Annotated in this window: 16 protein-coding genes; 10 read left to right on the top strand and 6 right to left on the bottom strand. The window is 70.7% G+C overall.

Features of this window, described 5'->3' with window-relative positions; translation table 11 throughout:
- Positions 1-67: 67 nt before the first annotated feature.
- Entirely contained in the window at positions 68-1,636 is a 1,569-nt protein-coding gene (locus ACFYY7_RS34870) for a tetratricopeptide repeat protein (RefSeq protein WP_388667825.1), read from the top strand.
- Positions 1,637-1,859: 223 nt separating this feature from the next.
- Here ACFYY7_RS34870 and hppD read toward each other — a convergent pair whose 3' ends face one another.
- The gene (hppD, locus tag ACFYY7_RS34865) at positions 1,860-3,005 is read right to left on the bottom strand and encodes a 4-hydroxyphenylpyruvate dioxygenase (RefSeq protein WP_388667824.1); all 1,146 of its coding nucleotides are present in this window, start codon (positions 3,003-3,005) and stop codon (positions 1,860-1,862) included.
- 133 nt (positions 3,006-3,138) lie between these two features.
- Here hppD and ACFYY7_RS34860 point away from each other — a divergent pair, with 133 nt between their 5' ends.
- From ACFYY7_RS34860 to ACFYY7_RS34825, 8 genes are all read left to right on the top strand, one after another.
- Positions 3,139-3,612 carry an Lrp/AsnC family transcriptional regulator gene (locus tag ACFYY7_RS34860; RefSeq protein ID WP_266732602.1) on the top strand — a complete coding sequence of 158 codons (474 nt, stop codon included), beginning with the start codon at positions 3,139-3,141 and terminating at the stop codon, positions 3,610-3,612.
- A 15-nt stretch (positions 3,613-3,627) separates the two neighbouring features.
- On the top strand, positions 3,628-4,275 hold the full coding sequence (locus tag ACFYY7_RS34855; protein ID WP_266732600.1) for an ABC transporter permease: 648 nt from the start codon (positions 3,628-3,630) through the stop codon (positions 4,273-4,275).
- The gene (locus ACFYY7_RS34850) at positions 4,268-5,539 is read left to right on the top strand and encodes an ABC transporter ATP-binding protein (protein WP_388667823.1); all 1,272 of its coding nucleotides are present in this window, start codon (positions 4,268-4,270) and stop codon (positions 5,537-5,539) included. The genes ACFYY7_RS34855 and ACFYY7_RS34850 overlap by 8 nt, the downstream gene beginning before the upstream one ends.
- Positions 5,536-6,432: an ABC transporter permease gene (locus ACFYY7_RS34845; protein ID WP_388667822.1), complete on the top strand. Its 897-nt coding sequence runs from the start codon at positions 5,536-5,538 to the stop codon at positions 6,430-6,432. Before ACFYY7_RS34850 ends, ACFYY7_RS34845 begins: the two co-directional genes overlap by 4 nt.
- Positions 6,432-7,412, top strand: coding sequence for a glycine betaine ABC transporter substrate-binding protein (locus ACFYY7_RS34840; protein WP_388667821.1), 981 nt, complete (start codon positions 6,432-6,434; stop codon positions 7,410-7,412). Before ACFYY7_RS34845 ends, ACFYY7_RS34840 begins: the two co-directional genes overlap by 1 nt.
- Before the next feature lie 88 nt (positions 7,413-7,500).
- Complete coding sequence (locus ACFYY7_RS34835; protein ID WP_388667820.1) at positions 7,501-8,112, top strand: winged helix-turn-helix domain-containing protein; 612 nt, start codon at positions 7,501-7,503, stop codon at positions 8,110-8,112.
- Between the two features lie 30 nt (positions 8,113-8,142).
- A complete protein-coding gene (locus ACFYY7_RS34830; RefSeq protein WP_388667819.1) occupies positions 8,143-8,343 on the top strand; it encodes a hypothetical protein in 201 nt (66 codons plus the stop codon).
- Positions 8,340-9,713 (top strand): MFS transporter, encoded by a 1,374-nt coding sequence (locus tag ACFYY7_RS34825; protein ID WP_388667818.1) that lies wholly within the window; start codon positions 8,340-8,342, stop codon positions 9,711-9,713. Before ACFYY7_RS34830 ends, ACFYY7_RS34825 begins: the two co-directional genes overlap by 4 nt.
- On the opposite strand, the gene ACFYY7_RS34820 is transcribed toward ACFYY7_RS34825, so the two are convergent.
- From ACFYY7_RS34820 to ACFYY7_RS34800, 5 genes are all read right to left on the bottom strand, one after another.
- Positions 9,643-10,431: a S16 family serine protease gene (locus ACFYY7_RS34820; RefSeq protein WP_388667817.1), complete on the bottom strand. Its 789-nt coding sequence runs from the start codon at positions 10,429-10,431 to the stop codon at positions 9,643-9,645. The two genes, ACFYY7_RS34825 and ACFYY7_RS34820, sit on opposite strands and share 71 nt — an antisense overlap.
- 83 nt (positions 10,432-10,514) lie before the next feature.
- Complete coding sequence (locus tag ACFYY7_RS34815; protein WP_388667816.1) at positions 10,515-10,703, bottom strand: superinfection immunity protein; 189 nt, start codon at positions 10,701-10,703, stop codon at positions 10,515-10,517.
- 254 nt (positions 10,704-10,957) lie between these two features.
- Positions 10,958-11,599 (bottom strand): IclR family transcriptional regulator, encoded by a 642-nt coding sequence (locus tag ACFYY7_RS34810; RefSeq protein ID WP_124723277.1) that lies wholly within the window; start codon positions 11,597-11,599, stop codon positions 10,958-10,960.
- 336 nt (positions 11,600-11,935) lie between these two features.
- Positions 11,936-13,891: a hypothetical protein gene (locus ACFYY7_RS34805; protein ID WP_388667815.1), complete on the bottom strand. Its 1,956-nt coding sequence runs from the start codon at positions 13,889-13,891 to the stop codon at positions 11,936-11,938.
- 242 nt (positions 13,892-14,133) lie between these two features.
- A complete protein-coding gene (locus ACFYY7_RS34800) occupies positions 14,134-15,762 on the bottom strand; it encodes a hypothetical protein (protein ID WP_388667814.1) in 1,629 nt (542 codons plus the stop codon).
- Between the two features lie 284 nt (positions 15,763-16,046).
- On the opposite strand from ACFYY7_RS34800, the gene ACFYY7_RS34795 reads away from it, so the two are divergent.
- Positions 16,047-16,577: a hypothetical protein gene (locus ACFYY7_RS34795; RefSeq protein ID WP_388667813.1), complete on the top strand. Its 531-nt coding sequence runs from the start codon at positions 16,047-16,049 to the stop codon at positions 16,575-16,577.
- The last annotated feature ends 149 nt before the right edge of the window (positions 16,578-16,726 follow it).

The following is a 16,726-nucleotide window of genomic DNA, read 5'->3' as shown; positions in this document are numbered from 1 at the left end:
GTGAACCCGTCTGCGACGGCCTTCGCAAGGCGCGGTGTGCTCTTATTACTGACGCAGAGTGATCGGCATGGATGTCACGCCGCAGCAGCCTCCGCAGGCCCCCGATCCGAGCAGCCGACCTCCCCTTGACGTCTCCGACTTCTCCGGCGCCTCCGCGCTCTCCGCGCTCGCCGATCCGGCGTCGCTGGCCGAGCCCCCGCCGCTCTCGCTGCGTGCGACGCTGCGCAGGGCGGCCCTGGGTGTGGTGGCGGGTGCGGTGCTGGTGACGGGTGCGGTGGTGGCCGTTCCGGAGGACGGGAAGAAGGCGTCGCGGCCGCCCGTACCCGGTCCGGTCTCGCGTGCGCTGGCGGCGACGGCGGCCGGATCGCCGGCCTCGCTCTCCGATCTGACGGCGCTGATCGGGGACCGGCAGCAGTGGGTGGGCACGCATCCGTCGGACGCGGGGTCCTGGGCGATGCTGGGGACGGCCTACGTGGAGTGGGGGCGGCGTTCCGCGGACACGGCGTACTACGGCCGGGCCGAGCAGGCGCTGAAGCGCTCGCTGGACATCCGGCCGGGTGAGAACGGGAACACGGCTGCCTGGGTGGGGCTCGCGGAGCTCGCCGATGCCCGGCACGACTTCGTCACGGCGAAGAAGTGGGGCGAGACGGTACGGGCGCGGCAGCCGAAGCAGTGGGCCGCGTATCCGGCGCTGATCGACGCGTACAGCGGTCTCGGGGACCGCAAGGGCGTGAGCATGGCAGTGGAGCGGTTCACGGCGCTGCGCGCGGGGGTTCCGGCGCTCATGCGGACGGCACGGATGCACCTGGACCGCGGCCGGCCCGAGGACGCGCTGGCCGACGCGCAGGACGCGGCGGACCGGGCGGCCACGCCCGCGCAGAAGGCGGAGTGCCTGGCCCTGCTGGGCGAACTGGCCTGGGAGCGGGGCGAGCCGGCCGAGGCGGTCGCGCAGTACGGCGCGGCGCTGCGGACCGACCGCGCCCACCACCCGTCGCTCGCGGGCCGGGCCAGGGCACTGGTGTCGCTCGGCCGCACGGACGAGGCCCGGCGCGACTACCGGGCGGCGCTGGTGCATCTCCCCCGGCCCGAATACATGCTGGAGCTGGGTGAGTTGTACGAGTCGCTGGGGCTGGACGAGGAGGCCGACGGCCAGTACTCGCGGCTGCGCGAGGCGCTCGCCCGGGACGAGGCCCAGGGCGTGGACGAGGCGCTGCTGCGCGGCCGTTTCGAGGCCGATCACGGGGACCCGGACGTGGCGGTCGAGCTGCTGGGCGCCGAGTGGGGGCGCTCGCACCGCAGCGCCGCGGTGGCGGACGCGCTGGGCTGGGCCCTGCACCGCTCCGGCCACCCGTCCGCCGCCCTGGAGTACGCGGCCCGCGCGGTCGATGCGGGTGGGCGGAACGCCTCGTACGCGTACCACCTGGGCGTGATCCAGAAGGCGTTGCGGGATTACGGTCCGGCGCGCCGGAATCTGGAGGCGGCGCTGCGCACCAACCCCCGGTTCTCGCCCCTGGCCGGACCCGCCGCCCAGGAGGCCCTGGACGATCTGACCCCTTCCTCGCCGGGCGGCCCGCAGCACCCGCGGCCCGCCCCGGCTCCGGCCCCGGTCGTTCCCCAGCGGAATCCGGCCGCGTGACAACCGGGTTCCGGACCACGGCAGCAGCCCGCGGCCGGCCACTGCGGATCACGCTCGCCAGGACCATGACCTGGCAGGAAGGGCGAACGTGACACCTGGGGCATGAAGTGTCACGTTCGCACGATGGGGTACCTCCCCGGCCGCCGGCATGCGGATGCCCCGTCGGACGGGCCGGCGCACCGGTCCGGCCGGCGGGCGGTCGGCCGCCCGCCGGGCCGGGCGGTCAGAGGTTGCCGCGCTTCTCCTGCTCGCGCTCGATCGCCTCGAACAGGGCCTTGAAGTTGCCCTTGCCGAAGCCCATCGAGCCATGGCGTTCGATCATCTCGAAGAAGACGGTCGGGCGGTCCTGGACCGGCTTGGTGAAGATCTGCAGCAGGTAGCCGTCCTCGTCCCGGTCGACGAGGATCTTCAGCTCTCGCAGGGTCTCCACCGGCACGCGGGTCTCGCCCGCCCACTCGCCGAGGGTGTCGTAGTAGGAGTCGGGGGTGTCCAGGAACTGGACGCCCGCCGCCCGCATCGCCCGTACCGAGGCGACGATGTCGTTCGTGGCGAGCGCGATGTGCTGGACGCCGGCGCCGCCGTAGAACTCCAGGTACTCGTCGATCTGGGACTTCTTCTTGGCGATCGCCGGTTCGTTGATCGGGAACTTGACCTTGAGGGTGCCGTCGGCGACGACCTTCGACATGAGCGCGGAGTACTCGGTGGCGATGTCGTCGCCCACGAACTCCTTCATGTTGGTGAAGCCCATGACCTTGTTGTAGAAGCCGACCCACTCGTTCATCCGGCCGAGCTCCACGTTGCCGACGCAGTGGTCGACGGCCTGGAAGGTGCGCTTGGCGGGCGGCTCGACGATCGGCGCGGCGGCGCCGTAGCCGGGCAGGTACGGGCCCTCGTAGCCGGTGCGCTCGACGAGGGTGTGGCGGGTCTTGCCGTACGTGGCGATCGCGGCGAGGACGACGGTGCCGTTCTCGTCCTTCACCTCGTGCGGCTCGGTGAGGCCGAGGGCGCCGTGCTCGACCGCGTACGCGTAGGCGGCGCGGGCGTCCGGGACCTCGATGGCCAGGTCGACGACACCGTCGCCGTGCTCGGCCACATGGGCGGCGAGGAAGCGGCCGTGGTCGGTGGCGGCTTTGATGACGGAGGTGAAGACGAAACGGGCCGATCCGTTGGTCAGTACGTAACTCGCCGTCTCGCGGCTGCCGTTCTCCGGTCCGGAGTAGGCGACCAGCTTCATGCCGAACGCCGTCGAGTAATAGTGCGCGGCCTGCTTGGCGTTGCCGACGGCGAAGACGACCGCGTCCATTCCCTTGACCGGGAAGGGGTCGGCCTGCCGGGCTGTTTCGGGGGTGGTGTGCAGAGTCTCAGTCATGTCCGAAGGCTCTCGCCGCTTCGCAAGGTGCGCAATAGTTCGCGAATCCACTGGGCAATCTGTACAGCTGATAGGGATGACAGGCAGGCTATCTGTACATGATGACCATCACGTCGACCTTGCGGAGCTGATCATGGCGATCGATCATCTGGACGGGCGGCTGATCGTGCTGCTGGCCCGCGAGCCCCGCATCGGCGTACTGGAGGCATCGCGCAGGCTCGGCGTGGCGCGCGGGACGGTGCAGGCGCGACTCGACCGGCTTCAGTCGAATGGCGTCATCCGCGGATTCGGTCCGGCGGTGGATCCGGCGGCGCTCGGCTACCCCGTCACCGCGTTCGCCACCCTGGAGATCAAGCAGGGCCAAGGAGCCGACGTGCGGGCCCACTTGGCCGGCGTGCCGGAGGTGCTGGAACTGCACACCACCACCGGCCACGGCGACATGCTCTGCCGTCTCGTCGCGCGTTCCAACGCCGATCTTCAGCGGGTGATCGACCGGGTTGTCGGTTTTGATGGCATTGTCCGGGCCTCCACGGCCATCGTCATGGAGAACCCGGTCCCGTTGCGGATCATCCCGCTCGTCGAGCAGGCCGCGAAGGACACCGACTGAGCCGAGGAGTGACGTGTGAGCTTCTGGGAGTACCTGGGCAACCGGCACCAACAGCTGCTCACCGACGCGTACCAGCACGTCAGTGCCGTGTTCCAGTGCATGGTCATCGCCACCGCGCTGGGCATCCTGATCGGGGTCGTCACCTACCGCAGCGGCTGGGCGGGGTCGCTGGCCATCACCTCGACGGCGACGATCCTCACCATCCCCTCGCTCGCCGCGATCGGTCTGCTCATCCCGCTCGTCGGCCTCGGGGTCGCGCCCACCGTGATCACCCTGACGCTGTACGGGCTGCTGCCCGTCGTACGCAACTCCATCGTGGGGCTGCGCGGTGTGGATCCGGCCCTGGTCGACGCGGCGAAGGGCATCGGGATGTCGCGGCTGGCCCGGCTGTGCCGGGTGGAACTGCCGCTCGCCTGGCCGCCGATCCTCACCGGCATCCGGGTCTCCACCCAGATGCTGATGGGCATCGCCGCCATCGCCGCGTACGCCTCGGGCCCCGGCCTGGGCAACGAGATCTTCCGCGGCATCGCCTCGCTGGGCAGCGCCAACGCGCTCAATCAGGTGCTCGCGGGCACGCTCGGCATCGTCATCCTCGCCCTGCTCTTCGACGCCGCGTACGTACTGCTGGGGCGGCTCACCATCCCGAGGGGGATCCGTGTCTGAGACCGCCGCCGGGAGCACCGCCGACGACAGCGCCGGGCCGGAGAGGACCACGTCCGGGGCCACCATCCAGCTGGAGGACCTGACCAAGCGCTATCCGGGCAATCCGAACCCGGCGGTGGACAGCGTCTCGATGGAGATCAAGGCCGGCGAGACGGTGATCTTCGTCGGCCCGTCCGGCTGCGGGAAGTCCACCACCCTGAAAATGATCAACCGGCTGATCGAGCCGTCGTCCGGGCGGATCAGGATCGACGACGAGGACGTCACCGACATCGACCCGGTGAAGCTGCGCCGCAAGATCGGCTACGCGATCCAGTCGTCCGGGCTCTTCCCCCACATGACGGTCGCCGAGAACATCGCCCTCGTACCGAAGATGGTCGGCTGGCCGAAGTCGAAGGTGAAGGACCGGGTCGAGGAGATGCTCGATCTGGTGGGGCTGGATCCGCGGGAGTTCCACGGGCGCTATCCCCGCGCGCTCTCCGGCGGTCAGCAGCAACGGGTGGGCGTGGCAAGGGCGTTGGCGGCCGATCCGCCGGTTCTGCTGATGGACGAGCCGTTCGGCGCGGTCGACCCGATCACCCGCGACCACCTCCAGGACGAACTGATCCGGCTCCAGCACGAACTGCACAAGACGATCGTCTTCGTCACCCACGACTTCGACGAGGCGATCAAGCTGGGCGACCGGATCGCGGTGCTGCGGGAGCGTTCGCACATCGCGCAGTTCGACACCCCGGAGGCCATCCTCACCAATCCGACGGACGACTTCGTCTCGGGCTTCGTCGGGGCCGGTGCGGCGCTGAAGCGGCTCAACCTCACCCGCGTACGGGATGTGGAGATGGCCGCGTTCCCGACGGTGACGGTCGACGACCCGCTCCAGTCGATCTTCAACAAGCTGCGCAGCGGCCCGCACAACGAGCTGCTGATGCTGGACCGCAGGAACCGCCCGTACAAGTGGCTGCGGCGCGGGGACCTGATGCGGGCCCGGGGTTCGCTGGCGCGGGCCGGGCAGCTGGTCCACGACACGGTGACGCGTGACGGGACGCTGCACGACGCGCTGGAGGCGGTACTGACCGACAGCGGTGGGCGGGTCGCGGTGACCGGGCGGCGCGGCGAGTTCATCGGGGTCGTCGACATGCAGACCCTGATGAACTCCGTCCATGAGCTGCTGGAGGCCGACCGGCTCGCCGCCATCGAGCACCAGCACGACCTGGAGGAGTCGCGCAGCCACCAGACCGAGACAGAGCTGGAGGGCGGTCCGGGCGCATGACTCGCAATCCACCGCTGAACCACGAACCCCGCCGGCCGCGCCCCGAGCCGCCCGTGCCCTCCTCCGACAAGGACCGCCCGCCCGGCGAGCACGACGTCAAGGGCCATGCCTTCCGGGACGAGGAGGAGGAGCCGGCTCCGCCGCCGGCCGGTCCGCCGCGCCGGTTCACCTGGCGCAAGCTGGTGATGATGCCGCTCGCGCTGTTGGTCGTGCTGGCCATCACGTACCTGTGGATCACCAATGTGCATCTCGACTCGATCGCGCGGAACTCGCTGACCGGCGGCAATGTGCGGTTGCGCTGGTGGCAGCATGTGCGGCTGACCGCGATCTCGACGTTCTGGGTGCTGATCATCGCCATTCCGCTGGGGATCGCGCTGACCCGGCGCCGGCTGCGCAAGGGTGCCCCGGTGGTCACGGCGGTCGCCAACATCGGGCAGGCGACACCGGCGATCGGTCTGCTGGCGCTGCTGGTGATCTGGCTGGGCATCGGCCCTTCGACGGCGATCATCGGCATGGTGATCTACGCGGTGCTGCCGGTCTTCTCCAACACGGTGGCCGGCCTCAGGGCGATCGAGCCGAACCTGATCGAGGCCTCGCGCGGCATCGGCATGTCGGCGACGGGGACGCTCACCAAGGTCGAACTGCCGCTCGCCGTCCCGCTGATCCTGGCGGGTGTGCGTACGGCGCTGGTGCTCAACGTGGGTACGGCGACGCTGGCCACCTTCGTCGGCGGCGGCGGCCTCGGGGACCTGATCACCTCGGGCATCCAGACCCAGCGGATGCCGGTGCTGGTGCTCGGTTCGGTGCTGACGGTGGTGCTGGCGCTGCTGGTGGACTGGCTGGCCTCGCTGGTCGAGGTGGCGCTGACGCCGCGCGGACTGGAGGTGGGGTGATGGGTCCGCGGAAGGTGCGTGCGGGTCTGGCGGGGGCGGCGGCGCTGGCGCTGCTGCTCTCCGGGTGCGGGCTGAAGAGCGGTTCGCCGATGGTGGACGAGGTGGAGCCGGGCTCGGTCGGCCAGGGGCAGCCGCTGGACGGTGCCTCGCTGACCGTCACCTCGAAGAACTTCAGCGAGAACATCATCCTGGGCCAGATGATCGGCCTGGTCTTCAAGGCCGCCGGAGCGGAGGTCCTGGACCGGACGAACCTGCCCGGCTCGATCAGTGCGCGCGAGGCGATCGTCAAGGGCGACGCGGACGCGATGTACGAGTACACGGGCACCGGCTGGATCACGTACCTCGGCCATGCGGAGCCGATCCCCGACCCGGTGAAGCAGTGGGAGGCGGTCCGGGACGAGGACCGCCGCACGGGGGTGACCTGGCTGACGCCGTCCACGCTCAACAACACCTACGCGCTCGCCATCAGCCGGCAGAACAACGCGAAGTACCACCTGAAGACGCTCTCCGACGTCGCGGCGCTGTCGAAGATGGACCCGTCGGCGGTGACGATCTGCGTGGAGAACGAGTTCGCCTCGCGCGACGACGGGCTGCTGGGCATGGAGAAGGCGTACGGGATGTCGCTGCCTGCCGCCAACATCAAGAAGATGGATGCCGGGATCATCTACACCCAGGTCTCCAAGTCCGACTCCTGCCTGCTGGGCGAGGTGTTCACCACGGACGGCCGGATCAAGGCGATGAACCTCGAAGTGCTCGTCGACAACAAGCACTTCTTCCCCAACTACAACGCGGCCCCGGTGATCCACACCAAGACCTTCGAGAAGTACCCGCAGATCGCCGGGCTGCTCGACCCGGTCAGCAAGAAGCTGACCACCGAGGTCGCCCAGGTGCTCAACGCCAAGGTGGACGTGGACGGGCAGGACCCGCACGAGGTGGCGAAGGACTGGCTGATCCAGGAGGGGTTCATCAAGCAGGGCTGAGCCGGGAGCCCCTCGCGAAGGTTTGTTGCAAAGAAACCGATGCAAAGAACCTGTTGCAAAGAGAGCTTTGCAACTCTACGGTTTACCCATGCCCGCACCAGAGGACGGCGCCGAGACCCCCGCCGAAGCCGAGAACATCCACAAGGTCGATGCCCGCACCCTGCGCGGGCTGGCCCACCCCCTGCGGCTGCGGCTGCTGGCCGCACTGCGGGAGTACGGCCCCGCCACCGCCTCCGGTCTCGCCGACCGGCTCGGCGAATCCAGCGGTGCCACCAGCTACCACCTGCGGCAACTGGCGGCGTACGGCTTCGTCGAGGACGACCCGGAGCGCGGCAAGGGCCGCGAGCGCTGGTGGCGTGCCGCGCACCGGGGCACCGTCTTCGACAGCGGCCGGTTCCTCAGCCACCCGGACCCCGAGGTGCGCGGCGCGGTCGACGTCGTGCTCCACGAGATCGCCACCACGCACTCCCAGGAGCTGAACACCTGGATCGGCACCATGCGCGAATGGCCCGACGCATGGCGCGAGGAAGGCTGGGACATCAGCGACTTCCAGGTGCGCCTCACCCCCGATCTCGCCGAGGAGCTGATCGGGAAGATCCACGAACTCATCGAGGGCTACCGGGGCCAGGTCCCGGAGGGCACCGAGGGATCGGCCAACGTCCGCAGCCATGTGCACCTCTTCCCGCGCCCCGCGGAGTAGCCGGCCCCGCCTGACCGGAAGGACACCGTCATGCACTCCGACACCCATCTGCTGCTGCACGACCTGCGCTCCGCCGAACTGCGGGGCCGCGCCGTGCGGTCCGGCCCCGCACCGGCCTCGCCGGGCACCGGTCTGCGCACCCGGCTGGGCTGGGCCCTCGTCGACCTGGGGCTGCGCGTCCTGCCCCGCCACCCCGGCCGCCCCTCCTCCGTCGCAGCCGGTCCGGCATGACCGGCCGGGGGGACCGCAGCCGTATTCCGCTCGCCGCCGTACTGTCCGCCAACTCCATATCCAGGGCAGGTAGTTCACTCACGCTGATCGGCGTTCCGTGGTTCGTGCTGGAGACCACGGGAAGCGCCGGCCGGGCCGGTGTCGTGGCCTTCTGCGCGACCCTGCCGATCGTCGTCTCCGCCCTGATCGGCGGACCCGTCATCGACCGGATCGGACGGCGCCGGGTCTCCGTCGTCTCCGACCTGGTGTGCGGCCTCTCCGTCGCCGCCATCCCGCTGCTGCACTTCGCGGACGCCCTGGACTTCTGGATGCTGTGCGCGCTGATGGCGGTCGGCGGGCTCATGCACACCCCGGGCGACACCGCACGCTACGTCCTGGTGCCGGACCTCGCCGAGCACGCCGGCACCACCCTCGCCCGCGCCGCCAGCCTCTTCGACGCCGTCTCGCGCGGCGCCCGGATGGTCGGGGCGGCGCTGGCCGGCCTGCTGATCGCGCTCGTCGGCGCGGAGACCGTACTGCTGCTGGACGCGGCGACCTTCCTGACGTCCGCGCTGCTGATCGCGGCAGGCGTACGGGGGGTGCGCGCGGCCGAGCCCCGCAAGGCCGAGGCGCCGGTCTCGCTGCGGGCGTACCGCACCGAGATGCGCGAGGGCTTCGCCTACTTGCTGGGCACCCCGCTGCTGCTGGCGGTCGTGGTGATGGTCCTGTTCATGAACGGCACCGACCAGGGCTGGTACGCCGTCCTGCTCCCGGTGCACGCCTCCGCCGAACTGGGCGGGGCCGGGGACATCGGGCTGCTCACCGCGCTGTTCGGCGCGGGCGGGCTGGCCGGGGCGCTGCTGTACGGGGCGGTCGGGCACCGCTTCTCGCGGTGGACCGTGTTCACGGTGTGCGTGCTGCTGTGCGGCGCGCCCAGGTACGTGGTCGCGGCGCTGACCGGGACGACGCTGCCGCTCGCCGTGACCATGGCACTGAGCGGCCTCGCGGGCGGGGTGCTGAACCCGATCCTGACGACGGTGATCTACGGAACGATCCCCGACGAGCTGCGCAGCCGGGTCTCCGGGGTCATCACGGCGGGCTGCGAGCTGGCCATGCCGGTGGGCGGTCTCGCGGCCGGCCTGCTGGTGGAGAGCGCGGGCGTGAAGGGGGCGCTGCTGGCGATGGGCGGGGTCTACCTGCTGGCGACGCTGAGCCCGCTGGTGTTCCCGGTGTGGCGCACGATGGACGGCACGGGCGCGGACGGCGCGGGGGCGGAGGCGGGCGGTGGCCCCGTACCGGCGCCTTCACCGGCCGGCGAGGTCAGCAGCTCGGAACCTTGCGCCCCTGCTCCAGTGCCTGGAGCGAGGACACCGCGCCCTTCAGAGTCGTGACCGGAATCAGCCGCAACCCTTTGGGCAGCTCGGCTCCCGCCTCCCGGCACTCCGCCTTCGGCACGAGGAAGACGGTCGCCCCGTCGCGGCGCGCGGCCTGAGTCTTCAGCGACACCCCGCCGACCGCCCCGACCTCGCCGTTCGCCTCGATCGTGCCGGTGCCCGCGATGTTGCGGCCACCGGTGAGATCGCCGCCGGCCCCGTCCCCGTCGAGCTTGTCGACGATGCCGAGGGCGAAGAACAGGCCGGCGCTGGGGCCGCCCACGTCGGCGAGATGCAGGGTCACGTCGACCGAGCCGGGCTTCTTCCCGAGGTAGTTCAGGGCGGCGTCGACCGCGGAGTCCTGCGACTTCCGCATGTCTTCGAGGTTGTGCTTCTCGATCTCCTTCTCGGAGCCACCACTCGGGTAGACGGAGTCGCGGGGCAGCACCGCCCGGTCCGTGCGGAACCAGCTGTCGATCACATCACCGATGCCGACCTCGGCGGTGGGCCCGGTCGCGACGATCGTCGTCATCCGCAGCTGGCCCTCGGTGGTCCGGGTCGGCGCGCCCTTGATGCTGATCACCGGTGTGCCGTGATCGTCCCCGAGCACGTTCGCGGTCGAGCCGGGCTGCGCCAGGGTGAACGGCAGCGGCGCGAAGGCGGCCACACCGAACAGGGCGAGGACGGGCAGGGCGCACAGGGCGAGGGCACGGGGACGCGAGAGACGAGGGAGCACCCGCCCAATCTAACCGCCGGGCCCCGGACGCCGGGGCCGGGAGCCCCGTACGCGGCCGGGGAAACAGCTCCTGGGGGCGTTCCCTACGGCGTCCGCCGGCTTCCCATCGACATGGCCAGGGCGACCACCCAGCCGATGAACGTCCAGCCGAGGAAGAGATTGATCACGAACACCGAGCCGGTGTTCACCCCGCGCCCCGCGGCGATGAAGAAGGGCAGGAAGTACACCGCGATACCCACGATGACGAGAAGCAGGAAAACGGAACCATCCATCAGAACCCCCCGGAACGGCCACGCGCTTCGGTCAAGGCGTGAGCCCCGAAACCATACGGCCCGACCGGGCACCCGCGGAGACCTGAACCGGCCAGAAATCCGCCCCGGGCAACCACCCCGGCATCGGCCCGGGATCGGCCCCGCCGGGCCCGTCCGGCCCACCGGCCCTCCGAGCCCGGCGCCCCGCATTCTCGGAGCACGCCCGCCACGTCCTGTCGGAGCGCGTCCTGCAGGAGCGCGCCCCGGAGCACGCCCTACCGGAGCGCGTCCGCCACTTCCCGGGCCGCGTCCACCACGCGGGGCCCCACGCGCTCGGGTACGGAGTCCGCGAGCATCACCACGCCCACGCTGCCCTCGACCCCGGTCACCCCCACCAGCGCCGCCGCCGCCCCGCTCGCCCCGGCCTCCAACTCGCCGTGGGTGAGGGTGAAGGCGGTCTCGCCGACCGGTTTCTGACGGGCGGCGAGGATCGCCCGGCCCGCGGCACCCCGGTCCAGCGGGTGGCGGAAGCCGGCCCGGTAGGCCACGTGGTAATCGGTCCAGGTCGGCTCGACGACCGCGACGGCCAGCGCGTCGCTGCCGTCGACCAGTGTGAGATGGGCGGTGGCCCCGATGTCCTCGGCGAGCGACCGCAGCGCGGGCAGTGCGGCCTCGCGCACGAGTGGATGCACCTGGCGGCCCAGGCGCAGCACGCCCAGGCCCACTCTGGCCCGGCCGCCCAAGTCGCGGCGTACCAGGGCGTGTTGCTCCAGGGTGGCGAGCAGACGGTAGACCACGGTCCGGTTGACCCCGAGTTTGTTGGACAACTCGGTGACGGTCAGACCGTGGTCGGTGTCGGCAAGCAGTTTGAGGACCCTCAGTCCCCTGTCGAGCGTCTGGGAGGTTTCCGCTGTCACGACGCCCTCTCCTCTTTGATGAGCGGCAGCGGCTGATTCCCACGGAATGTGCGCCGCCGGTCCCAGCGGCGACGCACGGAGAGGCCGCCGGCCTGGCCAGGCACCGGCTGCGCCCCGCTGCGGCTCTGCCACGGGGCGTTCATTTTTTTGGGACAGTAGCGAGCGAGTCCGCTCAGCGGAAGACCTCGTCCAGAATCCGGGCGTCGCCGGAACGGGAGTTGGCTTGAAGCAGCATAAGCGCCGGTCAGCGCGGCGTCGGCCGGGTCCTGGAGGTCTACGCGCGTCCAGGTCGGCCGACGCCTTCACGGCACTTCACGCACCAGAAGTGAACTGCCGTTAACTCACGGTGAATGACTGCTGCACAATTTTTCCGTTAACGAGTACCTCGCAGGCCCGGATCGACTTCGTCGCCGGGTCACGGACGGTGAAGTCGAGGGCGAAAGTGCCGTCGAGTCCGATGACCCGGGTGACGTACGGGTCGGCGGTCTGCTTCCCGTCCGCGGTGCGGCCGGTCACCGAGACCGTGGCGACGGGGGCGAATCCCCGTCCGGTCACCTGGACCACCGTGCCGACGGGCCCCTCGGGCGGCGAGAGCGCGAAGGACGGTCCGGCGGGCACGGTTCCGTCCTGGACGGTGAACGCCGCCGTCTCGGTGCGCGGGTTGACGAGGACCTCCCGTACCCGGATGGCGACGGTGTCGGCGGCGTTGACCTTGAAGGACTGCGAGAACGCCCCGTCCAGCCCCACCACCTTGGTCTTCGCCGGGTCGGACGTCTGTGAGCCGTCGGCCCGCAGCCCGACGATGGACACGGTCGCGACCTTCGCGAAGCCCTGCCCGATGACGGTGACGGTGGTGCCCTTCGGACCGGCCGAGGGGGTGAGGACCACGAAGGACGGGGAGACGGTCAGCGGGGTGAGGGCCTGCGCTCCCCCGGCGGTGACCTGGAGCGCGTACACGGCACGCGGGGTGGACCCGGCCACGGTGACCGTGCCGGCGAGGGTGCCGTCGGCGCCTGTCCGGAGAGTGGAGCCGCTGATCCGGGCGCTGTCGCAGGAGCTGCCGTCGGCGTTGCAGAGCGCGGCGGTGGGCGTGGTTCCGGACGGCCAGTCACCGCCGGAGAGGGCGATCGTTCCGCCCGGCTTGACCTTCGCCGCGCCCGCGGAGAGCGTCGCGGAGGCGTCGGTCACGGTGAACGGTGTGGTGAGCACAGTGGCCGGATCGTTGCCCTCGTCGACCTGGATGGCGGCGATGGCCGGGTCGGAGACGGTGAACTCGGCGCTGAACGTGCCGTCGGGGGTGCTCTTCACATAGACGGCGGTGTCGTCGAGCGTCGCCCCGCTCGCGTCCAGGCCGACGGTGTTGATCCACCGGTCCTGGAAGTAGTTGCTGCCGGTGACGGAGATGACGCTGCCGACCGGTGCGCCGGAGCGGGAGAGCGCGATGGCCCGCGGCCCGGTGGGGGTGAAGGCCTTGACCGTCAGGGGCGCGGTCGCCTCCTTCGTGCCGTCGCCGACCTTCACCAGGTACGAGCCGTCGGGCACGGCGCCCGCGGCGGCGAGCACCGCGCTTCCGCTCAGCTCCCCCGAGGCGCTGATCGCGAGGGTGCTGGAGGCGAACTTGCCGGTGTCGCAGCCGCCGCCGTCCGCCGAGCAGAGCGACGGTACGGGAGTGGCGCCCGCGGTCCAGAGGCTGCCGGACAGGGCGACGGCGGTGGACGGCCGGACGGCGGTGGTGGGCGCGGTCAGGGTGGGCGGGTGGCCCGCGGTGCCCTCGGCGGTCACCGTGCCGATGGAGCCGCCGCCGCTCACCACGTCGCACGGGGTCTCGTAGGTGGAGCCGAGCACCTTCGTACGCGTCAGATTGCGTATCGGGGTGAAGGTGATCGGGCCGCTCGCATTGGCGGGGATGAGGAAGTCCCCTTCGTACGGCGGGATTTCGATGGGCTTGCCGGACGGGATGTCGAGGTTGATCTGGGGGCCGGTGACGGTGACCGTGCCGGTGGCGCCGCCGGACATCGCGAAGTCGATGCTGGGGGTGGTGGGTACGTCGTTCAGGCTGAGGCCGCTGGTGGCGGGGGACGGGCCGAGGGTGACCTTGGCGTGGACCTTGCCGCCCGGGTCGACGATCGACGGCGACAGGTCGACGCTCATCTGCTGCGGCCCGGTCGCCTCGCCCTGCCCCGCGGGCAGGGAACAGTGCACGGTCGGGGTGACGGTGCCGGCCTCGGCGACGGGCGCTAGCGCGACGGTGCCACCGGTCCAGACGAGCACGGCCCCGGCGATGAGGGCCACGGCACGGCGTAACCCCGAACCCGGACCGTGGGCCCTTCCCGGCCGGTCTGTTCTTCTCGGTCTGACGGACACGGACATGCGTCTCCTCCATGGCTGAGGTGCTGGCTGAGGTATCGGCTACGGGAATTCCCCGGATCCGGACCGGATTCGAACCGGATTCGGAATGGAGGCGCCCGCCCGCTCCGATGCGATACGGAGCGGACGGGCGCCTCCGGAACTTCCCCTTACGGTTCCCGGAGAATTCAGAGAAGGGTGAGGGTGAGAGTGGCGCTGTAATCTCCCGGCCGGGTGAATCCGGGAACGGTGAGGACGAGATCGGCATCGGCGTCGAACCGGCCGCCGGTGAACGGACGGGAACCGTCCGGATCCATCCGGCAGAGGCTCGCCGCCTCGCTCCCGAGCGCGGCGGGCGAACCGGCCACCGGCACCCCCACGCTGCCGTTCTGCGCCGTGCACTTGGGCGTCCACCGGACGGCGTCGGCCGGGATGGTTCCGCCGCCGCTGCTGGTGAAGCCGGAGAGAGTGGCGGTCAGCGACCAGCCGCTGTCGACACCGCGGCCGTCCTCCACCTCGACCCGGTTGAGCCGGGAGCGCTGCACACCGCTGCCGGTGCCCAGGACCGTCGTGCCGAAGTCGACGGTGTCACCGTCCTGGACCATGGAGAGCGTCCCGGCCCTGACCGAGGTGCTCAGCCGCTGGTCGGCGCTGCCGCCGCCCCCTCCCCCGCCGTCGGAGACGGTGAACGGCGCGGTCCGTACGGTCGCCGGATCGTTGCCCTCGTCGGCCTGGACCGCGACGACGGCGTCGGAGGTCACGGTGAACTCGACTGCGAACGTGCCGTCCGAGCCGCTCTTGACGTACACCGCGCTGTCGTCGAGCCCGGTGCCCGAGGCGTCGAGCCCGATGACGTTGATCCAGCGGTCCGGGTTGTAGTTCTTGCCGCTGACCGTGATCACACTGCCGACCGGTCCGCTGCTCCGCGACAGCGAGATCTCGCGGTCACCGGCCGCGACGGCCTTGACGGTGAGGGGGGCCGTGGCCTCCTTCGTACCGTCGTTGACCTTCACCTCGTACGTGCCGTCCGGCACCGCACCGGCCTCGGCGAGGGTGGCCGTACCGGTCAGCGTCCCGTCACCGCCGATGGCGAGCGTGTTGCTCCTGAACTTCAGCGGATCACAGCCTCCACCGCCCACCGCGCAGAGCGAGGGCACGGGCGCCCCGCCCGGAGTCCACCCCGAACCACCCAGCGCCACCTCGGTGTTGGGACGTACGGGATCGGCGGGGGCGGTCAGCGTGGCGGGCTCGGAGCCGGTGCCCTCCACCGTGACACTGCCGACGCTGCCGCCGCCGTCGACGACATCGCAGGGCGTCTCGAAGACCGAGCCGAGCACCTTGGTCTGCGTCAGCGTACGGATCGGGGTGAACGAGACGTCCCCGGAGGCGTTCGCCGGCACCAGGAAGTCACCCTCGTAGGGCGGGAGTTCGATGGGCGTCCCGGACGGGATGTCCATCGTGAACTCGGCACCCCGCACCGTGACGGTGCCGGTGGCCCCGCCGGACATGGCGAGGTCGAGGCTGGGGATGGTCGGCACGTCCTCCAGCGGCAGCGCGCTGGTGGCGGGTGACGGCCCCAGCGTGACCTTGGCGTGCACCTTCCCGCCCGGGGCGACGACCGCGGGCGACAGTTCGACGGTCATCTGCTGCGGCCCCGTCGCCTCGCCCTGCCCCGCGGGCAGGGTGCAGTGCACGGTCGGGGTGACCGTACCGGCGGCCCGCGATCCGACTGCCGGCGCGTCCTGCGGCACGGCCTGGGCGGTGGCCCCGGCGCAGCTCAGGGACAGTACGAAGCAGGCAGCGAGCAGACCGGTCACGCCGGGTCTTCGTCGTCGTATCACCAGACACCCCTCCATGGCCCATTGATTGCGCACATTGAGGAGGTCGTGTGCCGAGAAGTCAAGAGAGAATTGATTGATCCTTATCTGAAATGCCCGAAAAGCATTTCCATGGGAATTTCAAGTGCCTCTGTGGACATCTATTGACTTCTCTGAAGATCACAGTTTCACTGCTGCCGACATGCCGGGCCCGGCACGCAGATCCACTTCTCGGCTCTTCGGTGAATCTGCGGAATTCAGAACCGGAAGGAGTTCCCCCCGTCATGTCGTCGAATCGAAGACACATCCCGCTGGTACTGGCCGCGGCCTGTACCGTGGCCGGCGCGCTCGCGCTGGCTCCGACGGCCCAGGCCGTGGCTCCGCTCACCGCGACGGCCACGTACAACTGCGGCGCCTGGGGCAGCGGTCTCGCCACCCTGACCGCCGCCGACTCGGGCACGTCCAAGACCATCAAGATCACGTCCACCGCGATCACGATGCCGGCCGGTACCAGTGCCGACCCGAACAGCATCACGACGACGCTCAAGCTCACCAAGACCTCGGGCGGCGTCACCAGTCAGGTGCAGTTCTCCGGAAAGACCAACCCCGGCATGAGCGGCGGCAGCCCGATCACCCTGGGCCCGCTGAAGCTCACCTCCGGCACCCTGGCGGCGGGTGACAGCACGAACTCCGTGGTGCTGCCCCCTCCCCCGAGCGCCACCAACTGGTCACTGCAGATCGTGGCCTCGTCCCCGACGTCGGCCACGGTTCCGTGTGTGGCCACGTCGAACCAGTCGGCACCGTTCGTCTGGTAGCCGGGCCGTCCGTCCAGTAGCCGGGCCGTCCGTCCAGTAGCCGGGCCGTCCGTCCGGTAGTCGCGCCACCTCATCCGCACCCGCTTCCGCACCGTCATCCGCACGCACGACGTCGGCCCGGGGCAAGGACCGCTGTCCCCGCCCCGGGC

The sequence above is a fragment of the Streptomyces sp. NPDC001933 genome, from assembly GCF_042890955.1.
GTDB lineage: Bacteria > Actinomycetota > Actinomycetes > Streptomycetales > Streptomycetaceae > Streptomyces.
Note: the sequence above shows the minus strand (reverse complement) of the source record. Positions and strands in the feature narration are given on the sequence as shown.

Excerpts from the sequence above, each read along its gene's own strand:
- ACFYY7_RS34835 (WP_388667820.1), top strand. The coding sequence starts at position 7,501 with ATGCCCGCACCAGAGGACGGCGCCGAGACCCCCGCCGAAGCCGAGAAC.
- ACFYY7_RS34815 (WP_388667816.1), bottom strand. The coding sequence starts at position 10,703 with ATGGATGGTTCCGTTTTCCTGCTTCTCGTCATCGTGGGTATCGCGGTG.
- ACFYY7_RS34845 (WP_388667822.1), top strand. The coding sequence starts at position 5,536 with ATGACTCGCAATCCACCGCTGAACCACGAACCCCGCCGGCCGCGCCCC.
- ACFYY7_RS34860 (WP_266732602.1), top strand. The coding sequence starts at position 3,139 with ATGGCGATCGATCATCTGGACGGGCGGCTGATCGTGCTGCTGGCCCGC.
- ACFYY7_RS34870 (WP_388667825.1), top strand. The coding sequence starts at position 68 with ATGGATGTCACGCCGCAGCAGCCTCCGCAGGCCCCCGATCCGAGCAGC.
- ACFYY7_RS34830 (WP_388667819.1), top strand. The coding sequence starts at position 8,143 with ATGCACTCCGACACCCATCTGCTGCTGCACGACCTGCGCTCCGCCGAA.
- ACFYY7_RS34840 (WP_388667821.1), top strand. The coding sequence starts at position 6,432 with ATGGGTCCGCGGAAGGTGCGTGCGGGTCTGGCGGGGGCGGCGGCGCTG.
- ACFYY7_RS34795 (WP_388667813.1), top strand. The coding sequence starts at position 16,047 with ATGTCGTCGAATCGAAGACACATCCCGCTGGTACTGGCCGCGGCCTGT.
- ACFYY7_RS34825 (WP_388667818.1), top strand. The coding sequence starts at position 8,340 with ATGACCGGCCGGGGGGACCGCAGCCGTATTCCGCTCGCCGCCGTACTG.
- hppD (WP_388667824.1), bottom strand. The coding sequence starts at position 3,005 with ATGACTGAGACTCTGCACACCACCCCCGAAACAGCCCGGCAGGCCGAC.